This window comes from Streptomyces sp. NPDC088794, from assembly GCF_044750545.1.
Lineage (GTDB): Bacteria > Actinomycetota > Actinomycetes > Streptomycetales > Streptomycetaceae > Streptomyces.
Genome location: NZ_JBIVKB010000008.1, coordinates 272331 through 285460 on the forward strand (window position 1 = coordinate 272331; position 13130 = coordinate 285460).

Below are 13130 nucleotides of genomic sequence, written 5' to 3' on the forward strand. Positions count from 1 at the left end.
CATGAACGGAAACACCACAGACGCCCCGCGCCGCCGCTCCGACGGCACGCGCGACGCGATCCTCGCCGCCGCGCGCGAGCGCTTCGCGGCCGACGGATACGAGCGCGCCACCATCCGCGCCATCGCCAAGGACGCGCACATCGACCCCTCGATGGTGATGCGCTACTACGGCAACAAGGAGGGCCTCTTCGCGGCGGCCGTCTCCGTCGACCTGGAGCTGCCGGACGTCGGCGCGCTGCGCCGACAGGACGTCGGCGAGGTCCTCGTCAAGCACTTCCTCGCCATGTGGGAGGAGAGCGAGGTGCTCACCGCCCTGCTCCGGGTCGGCGCCACCAGCGAGGCCGGGGCCGTGCGGATGCAGGCGATCTTCCGCGACCAGTTGCTGCCGGTCGCCCGCCAGGTGTGCCCGGACCCCGAGCAGGTGCCGACCCGGGCCGCGCTGTGCGCGACGCAGTTGCTGGGGCTCGCGCTGACCCGTTACGTGCTGCGGCTGCCGCCGGTCGTGGCGCTGGCCCGCGAGGAGATCGTGGCGTGGCTGGCGCCCACGGTCCAGCGGTACCTGACCAGGCCGAGCCCCTGAGAACACACTGAGGGCGCTGTCCTCGCGGTACCTACCGCAGGAACAGCGCCCTCACTGAAGAGTGCGGTCAGACCTTCGCCTTGGCCGGGGCCTTCGTCTTCGGCTGACGGTCCTTGGACTTGTCCAGGGCCAGCACCAGGCCCGCGATGATCGCGAACAGGGCGAGCGGGCACAGCACGTAGAGGCCCAGCGTCTCGATGACGCTGAGGCCCTTGCCGGGGTCGTCGCCGTCGTCGCGCGTCAGCGCGAGCGCGGGGGACGACATGAGCAGCATCATCAGCGTCGTTCCGGCAGCCAGGGCGCCGGCGCGCAGGGCGTTCTTCTTGTCCACGATCACAAAAGTATCGAACGACGAATGAGGACGCTCGTCCGGGGTGCCGTATGGGGAATCACCGGGGTCATCCCGCCCGGATCACCTCGATCAGGGCGTGCAGTCGCGGTGAGGCCGCGAGTTCCTCCAGGGTGACCGGGCGCCCGTCGGCGTCCGCGATCGGCAGCCGCCAGTTCGGGTACTGGTCCCAGGTGCCCGGCAGGTTCTGCGGCCGGCGGTCGCCGACCGTGTCGGGGAGCCAGACGCCGATCAGATGGGCCGGGGTGCGCAGCAGGAAGCGGTGCACGGCCTGGATCTCGGCCTCCTCGGTGGAGGTGCCGTGGCCACCGCCGGTGCCGTGCAGCAGGCCGAGCCGGGCGAGCAGGGCCAGCCACTCCCCCGTGTCCGCCGCCGCCTCCGCCCGCTCCTCGTCCACCGGGCGGGTCAACAGGCCCAGGCGGTCGCGGAGTTCGACGTGTTCGCCGGTGAGGCGGGCGGCGGTGGAGGGCAGGTCGTGGGTGGTGGCGGTGGCGAGACAGTCGGTGCGCCAGGCCTCCGGCGGCACCGGGCGGCCGTCGCCCTCCCAGTCCCGTTCGAACCACAGCACGGAGGTGCCGAACACCCCGCGCTCGCGCAGCGCCTCCCGCACGCCGGGCTCCACGGTCCCCAGGTCCTCGCCGATGACGAAGGACCCGGCGCGCTCGGCCTCCAGCACGAGGACGGCGAGCATGGCCTCGGCGTCGTAGCGGACGTAGGTGCCCTCCGTGGGCGGGCGGCCCTGTGGGACCCACCAGAGGCGGAACAGGCCCATGACGTGGTCGATGCGCAGGGCGCCGGCGTAGCGGAACAGGGCGCGCAGCAGCCGGCGGTAGGGCGCGTAGCCCGACTCGGCCAGGCGGTCCGGGCGCCAGGGCGGCAGACCCCAGTCCTGGCCGCGGGAGTTGAAGGCGTCCGGCGGGGCGCCCACCGACATGCCGGCCGCGAAGTACTCCTGTTGCGCCCAGGCGTCGGCGCCCAGCGGGTGCACGCCGACCGCGAGGTCGTGGACGAGCCCGACGGGCATGCCGGACGCGCGTGCGGTGCGCTGGGCGGCGGTGAGTTGGGCGTCGGTGAGCCAGGCGAGCCGGCAGTGGAAGTCGACGCGGTCCATCAACTCGCCGCGGGCGCGCGCCGTTTCGGCCGAGCGGGGGTCGCGCAGGTCTTCGGGCCATCGGCTCCAGTCGGGGCCGTGCACCTCGGCGAGGGCGTACCAGGTCGCGTGGTCCTCCAGCGCCTCGCCCTCGCGGGCCAGGAAGTCGACGTACTCCGCCCGCCTGCCCGGCCCGAGCGGCACCTCGCGGATCAGCTCCAGCGCCTCTCGCTTCAGCTCCCAGACCGCGTCCCGGTCGATCAACTCATCCTTCTCGAGCACCGCTTCACGCAGTCGCGCGGCCCGCTCAAGGAGCGTCCGCAGCCGCTCGGGCTCGGTGACGTACGCGTACTCGGGGATGTCCTCGACGCGCAGGTGGACGGGGTCGGGGAAGCGGCGGGAGGAGGGGCGGTAGGGGGACGGGTCGGTGGGCGGTCCGGGCACGGCCGCGTGCAGGGGGTTGACCTGGATGAAGCCGGCGCCGAGCGCACGTCCTGCCCAGGCGCTCAGTTCGGCGAGGTCCCCCAGGTCGCCCATGCCCCAGGAGCGCCCGGAGAGCAGGGAGTAGAGCTGGACGAGCAGTCCGTACGAGCGTCCCGTGGGCGTGGGCAGATGGGCCGGGGCGACGACCAGGTGGGCCTCGGCGGTGCGGCCGTCGGGCGCGGTGGCGGTCAACCGGTGGACGCCGTGCGGGAGTCGGTCGGTGTCGGCGCGGGTCTCGCCCTGCTCGGTCTCGATCCGCAGCCGGGTGCCGGCCGGGAGAGCGTCGAGCGCGGCGGACGTACCGCCGCTCCACACGACCACGGTCGGCGGCAGCAGCCGCTCCGCCAGTTCGCGCTCGCGGGCGTCGAGCGCTGCGCGGGCCGCCTCCGGGGTGCTCGCGTCGACGCCGAGGGCGGCCAGGGCGAGCGTGACGGCGGTGGCGGAGGCCATGACCGTACGGTCCGGGGACGGACTGTAGGAGCCGGCGACGCCGTACAGCGCGGCCAGCCGGGTCAGGTCCTCGGCGTACGGGTCCTCGGCGGACGGTTCGGGTGCGTCCGGCCCCTGCGCGCTCATCCTCGGCCTCCTGGCGCCTGCGCGGTCATCTACAGCGCCGTGAATTCCGGCTCTACGTCGGCGAACGGCGCCGACTCGCTGGTCAGCGAGGGCGCGTCGGCGAGCGGCGGCTCACTGGTCAGGGGCTCGGCGTCGGGCAGCGGAGGTTCGCTGGTCAGCGGGGTCTCGGCGCAGGCGCCCTCCGAGCTGAAGACGCACGGATCCGCCTCGGGTTTGGAGAGGGGGTGTGCCAGTGCGGCCACGGGGGCCTCCTTATTTCGGGTACGGCGACCTTGCGGGTTACCGCAGGCCTACCCAGCGGGCGCGGTGGCAGACGCACGACGGGGGACTACGTGCCTTTCCTCACATTCTGCGTGGGGTCGCCCGGCACCGCCGCTCCCCACTATTCACTCAGTACATGTATCGCGTGCATAATGATCGCCATGAGCACCCGTCACATCCTGTTGGGGCTGCTCGCCTCGGGGTCGAGCCATGGCTACGACCTCAAGCGACGGCACGACGAACGCTTCCCGCAGGCCCGTCCGCTCGCCTACGGGCAGGTCTACACGACCCTGCAGCGCCTGGTCCGGGACGGCCTCGCGGAGGTCGAGGGCACCGGCTCGGACGGCGGTCCGGAACGGACCAAGTACCGCTGGACCGATGAGGGGGAGCGTGAACTGGCCGAGTGGGCGCGGGAGATCGCCCCGCCCGCGCCCTTCGTGACGAACGAGATCTTCGCCAAGGTCGTCGTCTCGATCCTGTCCGGCGGTGACGCGGACGCGTATCTGCGCGCCCAACGCGCCGCCCACATGGAACGGATGCGGGAGCTGACGGCGGTGAAGACCGCGCGCGGTGCCGATCTCGCGACCGTGCTCTCGGCCGACTACGCCCTCAACCACCTTGACGCCGACCTGCGTTGGATGACCACCACGGGGGTCCGGCTCACCACTCTGATCGCGGAGGTAGACGCAGCATGAGCGACAAGGGGGGCGGGGCGGTGCCGCTGCTGGCGGCCCGTGACCTCGTCAAGGCGCACGGCAGGACCGAGGCCCTGCGCGGCGCGTCGGTCGAGCTGCGGGACGGCGAACTGCTCGCCGTGACCGGCGCGAGCGGCAGCGGGAAGTCCACGCTGCTGCACTGTCTCGCCGGGATCGTCCGCCCGGACGCGGGCTCGGTGACGTATGCCGGGCAGCGCCTCGACGAGCTGCCGGAGAAGCGGCTGAGCGAGCTGCGGCGGACCGAGTTCGGGGTGGTGTTCCAGTTCGGGCAGCTGATACCCGAGCTGACGGCGCTGGACAACGTGGCGCTGCCGCTGCTGCTGGCGGGTGCCTCGCGCACGGAGGCCCACGCCGGGGCCGACGAGTGGCTGGAGCGGTTCGGGGTGCGCGGCCAGGAAGACCTGCGCCCCGGCGAGATGAGCGGCGGCCAGGCCCAACGGGTCGCGCTGGCCCGGGCGTTGGTGACCACTCCACGGATCGTCTTCGCGGACGAGCCGACGGGAGCGCTCGACTCCCTCACCACCGAGCAGGTGATGACGGCCCTGGTCCACACGGCCCGCGACACGGGCACCGCGGTCGTCCTCATCACCCACGACGACCAGGTGGCGGCCTACGCGGACCGAGAGCTACGCCTGACGGACGGGGCCGTGGCCGCACAGGGGGTGGCGGCGTGAGCGGGGGCACGGGCAGAAGCGACGGCAGCGGGGCCGGCAGGAACGACGGCACCGGAACCGGCGGACCGGGCAGTGGCGCCCTCGGCGGCGGCCAAGGTACCGGCCGGGACCGCGGCACCGGAACCGGCGGACCTGCCGGCATCGACACCACCCGCCCCCGCCCAAGCGGTCCTGGCGGCGTGAGCGGGGGCACCCGAACCGGCGGACAGGGTGGGAGCCGCGCCGCCCACCCCCGCCGAAGGCCCGGCGGCAGCGTGCTGCTTGCCGATCTGCGGCTTGCCTGGCTGCTCACCCGGGGGTCCGATCGACGGGAGTGGTGGCGGGTCGGGCTGACCGTGGTGGGGGCGGCGCTGGCGACGGGGATCGGGCTGGGGGTCGTAGCGCTGCTGTCCTTGGACGGGTGGTACTCCGCGTCCTTCGGGTCCGGGCTGTTCGACTCCCCGAGTGACCGGCGGAACGTGAGCCTGGCGCTGGGGCTGCTGCTCCTTCCGGTGCTCGGGTTCCTCGGGCAGTGCGCGCGGATCGGGGCGGTGCACCGGGACCGGCGGCTGGCCGCGCTGCGACTGGCGGGGGCCGCGCCCCGGCAGGTGCGGCGGATCGCGGCGCTGGAGTCGGGGCCCGCCGCGCTGGCCGGTTCGGCGCTCGCCACGGCCGTCTTCGTACCGGTGCTGCTGACACGTGGCCGAGCCCGACCGCCGTGGTCTGGGCCGGGATCGCGCTGGTCGCCGTGGCCGTGCCGGTGCTGGGCGCCGCCGTGGGCGCGGTGTCGCTGCGCCGGGTGGTGGCCGATCCGCTGGGCCGGGTGCGCCGGACGCGGCCGGTGCGGGGGCCGGGGCGGCTGTTTCGCACGGTGACCCGGCTGCTGGTGGCGCTGCTGCTGGTCATCGCCGTGACGCCGGTGACCGGCAGTCCCGTCTCCTTCGGTCTGGGCCCGGTCACGGTGATCGCCCTGGCGGTGCTGGGCAGCCTCACCGCGATCTGGCTCTCGGGCGCCTCCTCCCGTCAGCTGGGCGAGGGCTTCGCGGCCCGCACCGGGCGCCCCGCGCTGCTCATCGCGGCGGAACGGCTGCGCGAGGACCCCTGGGCCACCGCCCGTACGCATGCGGCGGTGCTGCTGGTGACGGTCGTCGGCTCGGGCTTCGTCGGCGTACGGCAGGTGCTGCTCGCGGAACTGGACGAAAGCCGCCGCGAGGGCGGCACCGCGGCGCACATGGCCCGCTACACGACCGGCATCGACCTCGCCGGCGCCGCGATCCTCGTCGCCCTCGCGCTCGTCCTGACCGGCCTGGCCGTCGGCACCGCCGAGTCCCTGGCCACCCGGCGCCGGGGCCTGGCCGCGCAGGCCGCCGCCGGGGTGCCGCACTCCGTACTGGCCCGGGCGCTGCTCCTGGAGACCGCGCTGCCGCTGACCCCGGCGATCGCGGTGGCCGGTCTCGGCGGACTGGCGATCGGCGTCTGGTACGGCTCGGCCGTCTCGACGGACTCCCTGCCCGTGCCGTTCACCGCGCTCCTGGCCCCCTGCGCCGTGTACGCGGCCTGTCTGCTGGCGGCGGCCACCTCGCTGCCCCTGCTGCGTCGCTCGGTCCGGCCGGCGGAGCTGCGGCACGCGTGAGCCCATGGCGGTCCGCCCCCGGGAGCACGAGGGGCTCCCGGGGGCGGACAGGGCCCCGTGCCGCATTCGCCGTATCCCCGCTGACCAGGGGATATGCGAAAGCCCGGATCGTCAGGCGGATATGCCGTCGATCCGGGCCACAGCGTCTTCCGCGCCGTACGGTTGCAAGTACGGCATCCAGCGCGGGTCCCTGTGTCCGGTCCCGATGATGCGCCAGGCCAGTCCGGAGGGTGGGGCGGGTTTGTGGCGCAGCCGCCAGCCGATCTCGAAGAGGTGTCGGTCGGCCTTCACGTGGTTGCAGCGGCGGCAGGACGCCACCACGTTGTCCCAGACGTGCTTGCCCCCGCGGCTGCGCGGAATGACATGGTCGACGCTGGTTGCGACGCCACCGCAGTACATGCACCGGCCCCCGTCACGCGCGAACAGCGCCCGCCGGGTAAGAGGAACGGGCCCCCGATAGGGAACCCGTACGAATCGCTTGAGCCGGACCACGCTGGGTGCGGGGACTGTGACGGTTGCGCTGTGCATAAAGGCGCCGGATTCCTCCAAGGCGACAGCCTTGTTCTCCAGGACGAGGACGAGCGCGCGGCGGAGCGGTACGACGCCGAGTGGCTCGTACGACGCATTGAGGACCAGGACGTGCGGCACGGATGCCTCCTTGTGCGTCGGCGGCGCGTGGCTCGCGCCGGGACGATCTGTAGCCAGTCTCCCCTCATGCCTGGTGGAAGCGCCACCATGTCCCGGTAACGGGCTGGGAGTGTTTTCGACCACATCCGAAGCATGCCCCGGACGGGGAAAGCTTCATCCCACCTGTACTTCCCCGTGCGGGCGCGGTCCCTCCCCGGAAGACGGCAACAATCCACACACGATGCCCCGATAGTGTGGTGAACCTGCCCCGCCGGTGACCTTTTCGTGACCTGAGAGCCCGAGACCTTGACCGCCGGCCGGTGGGGCGGAGGCTGCACCTGGAGGTACCTGCCGTGTCCTTGTCCGCCGTCCTACTGGCCGCCGGCCCGTCGCCGTCGCCGACCCCCTCGGAGTCGACGACCCCGGCGGTGCCCTCGCTCCAGGACGCCCAGGAGAGCGCGACCAACGCCGCCAGCTGGGTCGAGCAGAACTGGTCCACCTGGCTGGCGATCGGCCTGCGGGTGCTGCTCATCCTGGTGATCGCCGGGGTGCTGAGAATCGTCGTACGGCGGGCGATCACCAAGCTGATAGACCGGATGACGCGCACCGTGCAGGCGGTGGACGGCACCGCGCTGGGCGGTCTGCTGGTCAATGTGGAGCGGCGCCGGCAGCGGTCCCAGGCGATCGGCTCGGTGCTGCGCTCGGTGGCGAGCTTCCTGATCCTCGGCACGGCCGCGCTGATGATCCTGGGCACCTTCCAGATCAATCTGGCCCCGCTGCTCGCCTCCGCCGGTGTCGCGGGCGTCGCGATCGGTTTCGGCGCCCGCAACCTCGTCACGGACTTCCTCTCCGGCGTCTTCATGATCCTGGAGGACCAGTACGGCGTCGGCGACCAGATCGACTCGGGCGTCGCCTCCGGCGAGGTGATCGAGGTCGGCCTGCGCGTGACCAAGCTGCGCGGCGACAACGGCGAGATCTGGTACGTCCGCAACGGCGAGATCAAGCGCATCGGCAACCTCTCCCAGGGCTGGGCGACCGCGGGCGTCGACGTGACCGTCAAGGCGTCCGAGGACCTGGACAAGGTCAAGGCCACCCTCGACGAGGTCGCCGAGAAGATGACCGCCGAGGAGCCCTGGAACGAGCTGCTGTGGAGCCCGATCGAGGTGCTCGGCCTGGACAGCGTCCTGCTGGACTCGATGGTCGTCCGGGTCACCGCCAAGACGATGCCCGGCAAGTCCCTCTCGGTCGAGCGCGAGCTGCGCTGGCGCATCAAGCGTGCCTTCGACGCGGCGGACATCCGCATCGTCGGCGGCGCCACGGCCCCCCTCGAGGAGAGCGAGACCCCCGACCCGACGGCGGCCGTGGCGGCCCCCTCGGTGTACGCCAACGCGGACTCCCCGCAGACGGCCGCCGCGTCGCCGATAGTCCAGCAGCGGCCTTCGACCCCCGCGAAGTAGCCCGCGGCCAGCGCGAAACCCGCCCCCAGGTAACGAGTCTGTTGCCTCGGGGGCGGTTTCTATTGACGCCCCCTTCGCACCGGGCTTACGTTCCTTTCCAGCCAATAGGAAACTTTCCTAACAGTGATCACCCGCCGACCGGGCACCATGGTCACCGGATGGACTTCCAGCGGAGGTCGCTGAGAAGCTGGGCAGTCGAAAGGCAGGTGGCGACCCACATGGCAGGAACAGCCGGCACACCGGGCACCCCGCGGGTCCTGCGCGCCATGAACGACCGCGCCGCCCTGGACCTCCTCCTGGAGCACGGCCCGCTCTCCCGCACCCGGATCGGCAAGCTCACCGGCCTCTCCAAGCCCACCGCCTCCCAGCTGCTCGCCCGCCTGGAGGCGGCCGGACTGGTGCTCGCCACCGGCACCACCGAGGGCCGCCCGGGCCCCAACGCCCAGCTGTACGAGGTCAATCCGGCGGCCGCGTACGCCGCGGGGCTCGACGTCACCCCGGAACGGGTGCTGGCCGCGGTCGCCGACGTCACCGGCCGCACGGTGGGCTCGTACGAACTGCCCACCCCGGGACGGCGGCCGGCGCAGCCCGTGGTCCGGCAGGTCACCGACGCCCTCGACGGTGCCGTCAAGGCGGCCGGGCTGGCCCGGGACGACGTCCACCGGCTCGTCATCGGCACCCCCGGCGCCTTCGACCCCAACACCGGCCGGCTGCGCTACGCCTCGCACCTGCCGGGCTGGCACACCCCGGCGCTGCTCGACGAACTCGCCGCCGCACTGCCGATGCCGGTCGAGTACGAGAACGACGTGAACCTCGCCGCCGTCGCCGAACAGCGGCTCGGCGCGGCCCGCGGCCACGGGGACTTCGTACTGCTGTGGAACGAGGGCGGCCTCGGCGCCGCGCTCGTCCTCGGCGGGCGGCTGCACCGCGGCTGGACCGGCGGCGCCGGCGAGGTCGGCTTCCTGCCGGTGCCGGGCGCACCCCTGGTCCGGCAGGTGACCAAGGCCAACAGCGGTGGTTACCAGGAGCTGGCCGGTTCGCAGGCGATCCCCAAGCTGGCCCGGCAGTTCGGCGTCGAGGACATCCCCTCGGGCTCGTCCACCGAGGTGGCCGCCGCCCTCGTCGCTCGCGCCGCCGAGACCGACAGCGGCCCGGAACGGCGACTGCTGGAGACGTACGCGACGCATCTCGCGACCGGTCTGGCCTCGCTGGTCTCCGTCCTCGACCCCGAACTCGTCGTCCTCAGCGGGGCCTCGCTGACCTCCGGCGGCGAGACCCTGCGCGCCCTGGTCCAGGCCGAGCTGGAGGAGCTGGCCGCCTCCCGGCCCCGGCTCGTCGTCGGCGACGTCACCGAACAACCCGTGCTGCGCGGCGCGTTGGAGAGCGCGCTCGCGACCACCCGCGACGAGGTCTTCGACACCTCGCGCTGAACCCCCTCCAAGCCCCACGCACCACGCCCCACCCGTCCTCCTTCTTTCCTCTGCTTCCCTCACCCACCTCGCCCCGTCCCTGGGAGACCCTGCCATGCCCGGAATGTCCCGGAAAGCGGCCGTCGCTCTCGCCGCTTCCGCCTCCATCGCCCTGCTGGCCACCGCCTGTACCGGCCAGTCCTCCTCCGGCTCCGACGACGACGCCTCGAAGGACACGACCATCAACTTCTGGCACGCCTGGAGCGCGCCGAACGAGGTGAAGGCCGTCAAGACGCTGGTCGCCGGCTTCGAGAAGGCCCACCCCAACATCCACGTCAACATCGTCGGCAACGTCACCGACGACAAGATCAACCAGGCGCTGCGCGCGGGCGGCGACAAGGCCCCCGACGTCATCTCGTCGTTCACCACGAACAACGTCGGCAAGTTCTGCTCCTCGGGCGCCCTGGTCGACCTCAACCCCTTCTTCAAGAAGGCGGACATCGACCCGGAGACGACGTTCCCGAAGGCGATGAACGAGTACACCCAGTTCGACGGCAACCGCTGCACGGTGCCGCTGCTCGGTGACGCCTACGGCCTCTACTACAACAAGACGGCGTTCGCCAAGGCCGGCATCAAGACCCCGCCGAAGACCTGGTCCGAGTTCGAGACCGACGCCAAGAAGCTGACGATCTCCGACGGCGACAGCTACAAGCAGCTCGGGGTCATGCCGAACTACCACGGCTGGGAGACCACGACCGAGCACATCTTCGCGCAGTTCTCGCCCACGTACTTCGATTCCAGCGGCAAGTCGAACGTCGCCAAGGACCCCGCGTTCACCGCCGGTTTCGAGCTCCAGAAGAAGCTCGTGGACGAACTCGGCGGATTCAAGAAGCTGGAGAAGTACCGCGCCACGCTCGGCGACGAGTGGGGCGCCAAGCACCCCTTCCACACCGGCCAGGTCGCCATGCAGCTGGACGGTGAGTGGCGCCTGGGCATGGCCCTGGACGCCAAGCCCGAGTTCGAGATCGGCGTGGCCCCGCTGCCCGTCCCCGATGACCAGGCCGACCAGTACGGCAAGGGCTACATCACCGGCACCATCGCCGGCATCGCCGCCACCAGCCACAAGCAGAACGCGGCCTGGGAGCTGGTGAAGTACATGACCACGAACACGGACGCGGTGGTCGGCTTCGCCAACGACATCCACAACGTGCCCTCCACGCTGGCCGCCCTGAAGTCCCCGAAGCTGAAGTACGACCCGCGCTTCAAGACCTTCCTGGACATCGCCGCGAACCCGAACTCCACCACCAGCCCGGCCTCCATCAACGGCGGCCAGTACCTGGTGACGATCCAGAACTTCGGCTACGACTTCGAGAGCGGCAAGGTGAAGAACCTCAAGTCCGGCCTGGAGAGCACGGCCAAGCAGATCGACACGGACATCGCGCAGGCGAAGTAGATGTCCACGATCACTCTGGCGTCGAAGCGCCGCAGGTCGGCGCTTCGCACCTTCGCCTTCATGTCGCCCTGGCTGATCGGGTTCGCGGTCTTCTTCGCGTACCCGATGATCTCGACGATCTACTTCTCGTTCATGCACTACGACGGCTTCAAACCGCCGACGTGGAGCGGCACGAAGAACTGGACGTACGTCTTCGAGCACTACCCCCTCTTCTGGCCCGCCCTGCGCAACACCCTGTGGCTGGTCGTGATCACGGTGACGCTTCGGGTCCTGTTCGGACTCGGCGTCGGCCTGCTGATCACCAAGATCAAGACGGCCACCGGTGTCTTCCGCACCCTGTTCTACCTGCCCTACCTCGCCCCGCCGGTGGCGGCCACGATGGCGTTCGCCTTCCTGCTCAACCCCGGTACGGGCCCGGTCAACTCGATCCTGGAGAAGATCGGCATCCCGGCGCCGGGCTGGTTCAACGACCCCACCTGGTCCAAGCCGGCCCTCACCCTGCTCGCCCTGTGGGGCATCGGCGACCTCATGGTCATCTTCATGGCCGCGCTGCTCGACGTGCCCAAGGAGCAGTACGAGGCGGCCGAGCTGGACGGCGCCTCGGCCTGGCAGCGGTTCCGGTTCGTCACCCTGCCCAACATCTCGCCGATCGTCATGTTCGCGGTGGTCACCGGCGTGATCCAGGCGATGCAGTACTACACCCAGCCGCTGATCGCGGGGAAGGTCGCCTCGGGCGTGATCCAGGGCGCCGGCACGCAGTTCGAGCCCGGCTACCCGGAGAAGTCCACGCTCACCCTCCCCCAGCTCGTCTACAACCTCGGCTTCCAGCGCTTCGACTACGGCTCCGCGTGTGTCGTCGCCCTCGTCCTCTTCGTCCTGTCGATGGTGTTCACCGCGTTCCTGATGCGGCGTCGGGGCGGTCTCAACCTGGCAGGTGACTGACCATGACCCAAGTCCTGGACAAGCCCGTGGAGTTGGGGACCCCGGCCACTCCCGCCGAGCGCACGGCCCGGCGCCGGGCGCTCCTGGAGTGGATCGCGATCCACTCGCTCGGCGTGGCGGCGGCGCTCTTCTTCGTGCTCCCGTTCGTGTTCGTGTTCCTGACCTCGCTGATGAGCGACACCCAGGCCCTCAGCCGCGATCTGATCCCGCACACCTGGGAGTGGGGCAACTACAAGAAGGTCTTCGACACCCCGGGCTTCCTGACCTGGTGGAAGAACACCCTGATCTACGCCGGTCTCGGCACCGTCCTGAGTGTCGCGTCGTCGATCCCGGTGGCCTACGCGCTCGCCAAGTTCCGCTTCCGCGGCCGGAACCTCTCCCTGATGCTGGTCATCTCGATGATGATGCTGCCGCCCCAGGTCGTCATCATCCCGATGTACCTGTTCTGGGCGAAGCAGCTGGACCTGTCCGGCACGCTGTGGCCGCTGATCATCCCGATGGCGTTCGGCGACGCGTTCACCATCTTCCTGCTGCGCCAGTTCCTGCTGACCATCCCGAACGAGTACCTGGACGCGGCGAAGGTCGACGGCTGCGGTGAACTGCGCACCCTGCTGCGGGTCGTCATCCCGATGGCCAAGCCCGGCATCGCCGCCGTCGCGCTCTTCCAGTTCTTCTACGCCTGGAACGACTACTTCGGTCCCCAGATCTACGCGTCCGAGAACCCGGGCGCCTGGACACTGAGTTACGGCCTGGAGTCCTTCAAGGGCGCGCACCACACCGACTGGAATCTGACCATGGCCGCGACCGTACTGGTCATGGCCCCCGTGATCCTCGTCTTCTTCTTCGCCCAGAAGGCGTTCGTCGAGGGCGTCACGCTCACCGGAGTGAAGGGTTAACCCCG

At 71.2% G+C, this 13130-nt stretch carries 12 protein-coding genes and 1 pseudogene; 9 read left to right on the forward strand and 4 right to left on the reverse strand.

What is annotated here, in order from left to right:
• Position 1: 1 nt before the first annotated feature.
• Positions 2-580 carry a TetR family transcriptional regulator gene (locus tag ACIP6U_RS23875; protein WP_401721197.1) on the forward strand — a complete coding sequence of 193 codons (579 nt, stop codon included), beginning with the start codon at positions 2-4 and terminating at the stop codon, positions 578-580.
• A 67-nt stretch (positions 581-647) separates the two neighbouring features.
• On the opposite strand, the gene ACIP6U_RS23880 is transcribed toward ACIP6U_RS23875, so the two are convergent.
• From ACIP6U_RS23880 to ACIP6U_RS23890, 3 genes are all read right to left on the reverse strand, one after another.
• Positions 648-911, reverse strand: coding sequence for a hypothetical protein (locus ACIP6U_RS23880; RefSeq protein ID WP_401721200.1), 264 nt, complete (start codon positions 909-911; stop codon positions 648-650).
• 67 nt (positions 912-978) lie between these two features.
• Positions 979-3078, reverse strand: a complete 2100-nt coding sequence (malQ, locus tag ACIP6U_RS23885) for a 4-alpha-glucanotransferase (protein ID WP_401721203.1) — start codon at positions 3076-3078, stop codon at positions 979-981.
• A 29-nt stretch (positions 3079-3107) separates the two neighbouring features.
• Positions 3108-3320, reverse strand: a complete 213-nt coding sequence (locus ACIP6U_RS23890; RefSeq protein ID WP_401721206.1) for a hypothetical protein — start codon at positions 3318-3320, stop codon at positions 3108-3110.
• Between the two features lie 180 nt (positions 3321-3500).
• Between ACIP6U_RS23890 and ACIP6U_RS23895 the strand changes: the two genes are divergently transcribed.
• The 3 genes and pseudogenes from ACIP6U_RS23895 to ACIP6U_RS23905 all read left to right on the forward strand — a co-directional run bounded on the left by ACIP6U_RS23895 (position 3501) and on the right by ACIP6U_RS23905 (position 6341).
• Positions 3501-4034, forward strand: coding sequence for a PadR family transcriptional regulator (locus tag ACIP6U_RS23895; protein ID WP_401721208.1), 534 nt, complete (start codon positions 3501-3503; stop codon positions 4032-4034).
• The gene (locus ACIP6U_RS23900) at positions 4031-4729 is read left to right on the forward strand and encodes an ABC transporter ATP-binding protein (protein WP_401721211.1); all 699 of its coding nucleotides are present in this window, start codon (positions 4031-4033) and stop codon (positions 4727-4729) included. Before ACIP6U_RS23895 ends, ACIP6U_RS23900 begins: the two co-directional genes overlap by 4 nt.
• Before the next feature lie 257 nt (positions 4730-4986).
• Positions 4987-6341: pseudogene (locus ACIP6U_RS23905) on the forward strand (ABC transporter permease).
• Positions 6342-6452: 111 nt separating this feature from the next.
• Here the strand turns inward: ACIP6U_RS23905 and ACIP6U_RS23910 are convergent.
• Positions 6453-6989 carry an HNH endonuclease gene (locus tag ACIP6U_RS23910; protein ID WP_124000013.1) on the reverse strand — a complete coding sequence of 179 codons (537 nt, stop codon included), beginning with the start codon at positions 6987-6989 and terminating at the stop codon, positions 6453-6455.
• A 332-nt stretch (positions 6990-7321) separates the two neighbouring features.
• Between ACIP6U_RS23910 and ACIP6U_RS23915 the strand changes: the two genes are divergently transcribed.
• From ACIP6U_RS23915 to ACIP6U_RS23935, 5 genes are all read left to right on the forward strand, one after another.
• On the forward strand, positions 7322-8425 hold the full coding sequence (locus ACIP6U_RS23915; protein WP_401721216.1) for a mechanosensitive ion channel family protein: 1104 nt from the start codon (positions 7322-7324) through the stop codon (positions 8423-8425).
• Positions 8426-8643: 218 nt separating this feature from the next.
• A complete protein-coding gene (locus ACIP6U_RS23920) occupies positions 8644-9855 on the forward strand; it encodes an ROK family transcriptional regulator (RefSeq protein WP_401721218.1) in 1212 nt (403 codons plus the stop codon).
• Positions 9856-9949: 94 nt separating this feature from the next.
• Positions 9950-11287, forward strand: coding sequence for an ABC transporter substrate-binding protein (locus ACIP6U_RS23925; protein ID WP_401721221.1), 1338 nt, complete (start codon positions 9950-9952; stop codon positions 11285-11287).
• The gene (locus tag ACIP6U_RS23930) at positions 11288-12229 is read left to right on the forward strand and encodes a carbohydrate ABC transporter permease (protein ID WP_401721223.1); all 942 of its coding nucleotides are present in this window, start codon (positions 11288-11290) and stop codon (positions 12227-12229) included. It begins immediately after the preceding gene.
• A gap of 2 nt (positions 12230-12231) precedes the next feature.
• Positions 12232-13125, forward strand: coding sequence for a carbohydrate ABC transporter permease (locus tag ACIP6U_RS23935; protein ID WP_401721225.1), 894 nt, complete (start codon positions 12232-12234; stop codon positions 13123-13125).
• The last annotated feature ends 5 nt before the right edge of the window (positions 13126-13130 follow it).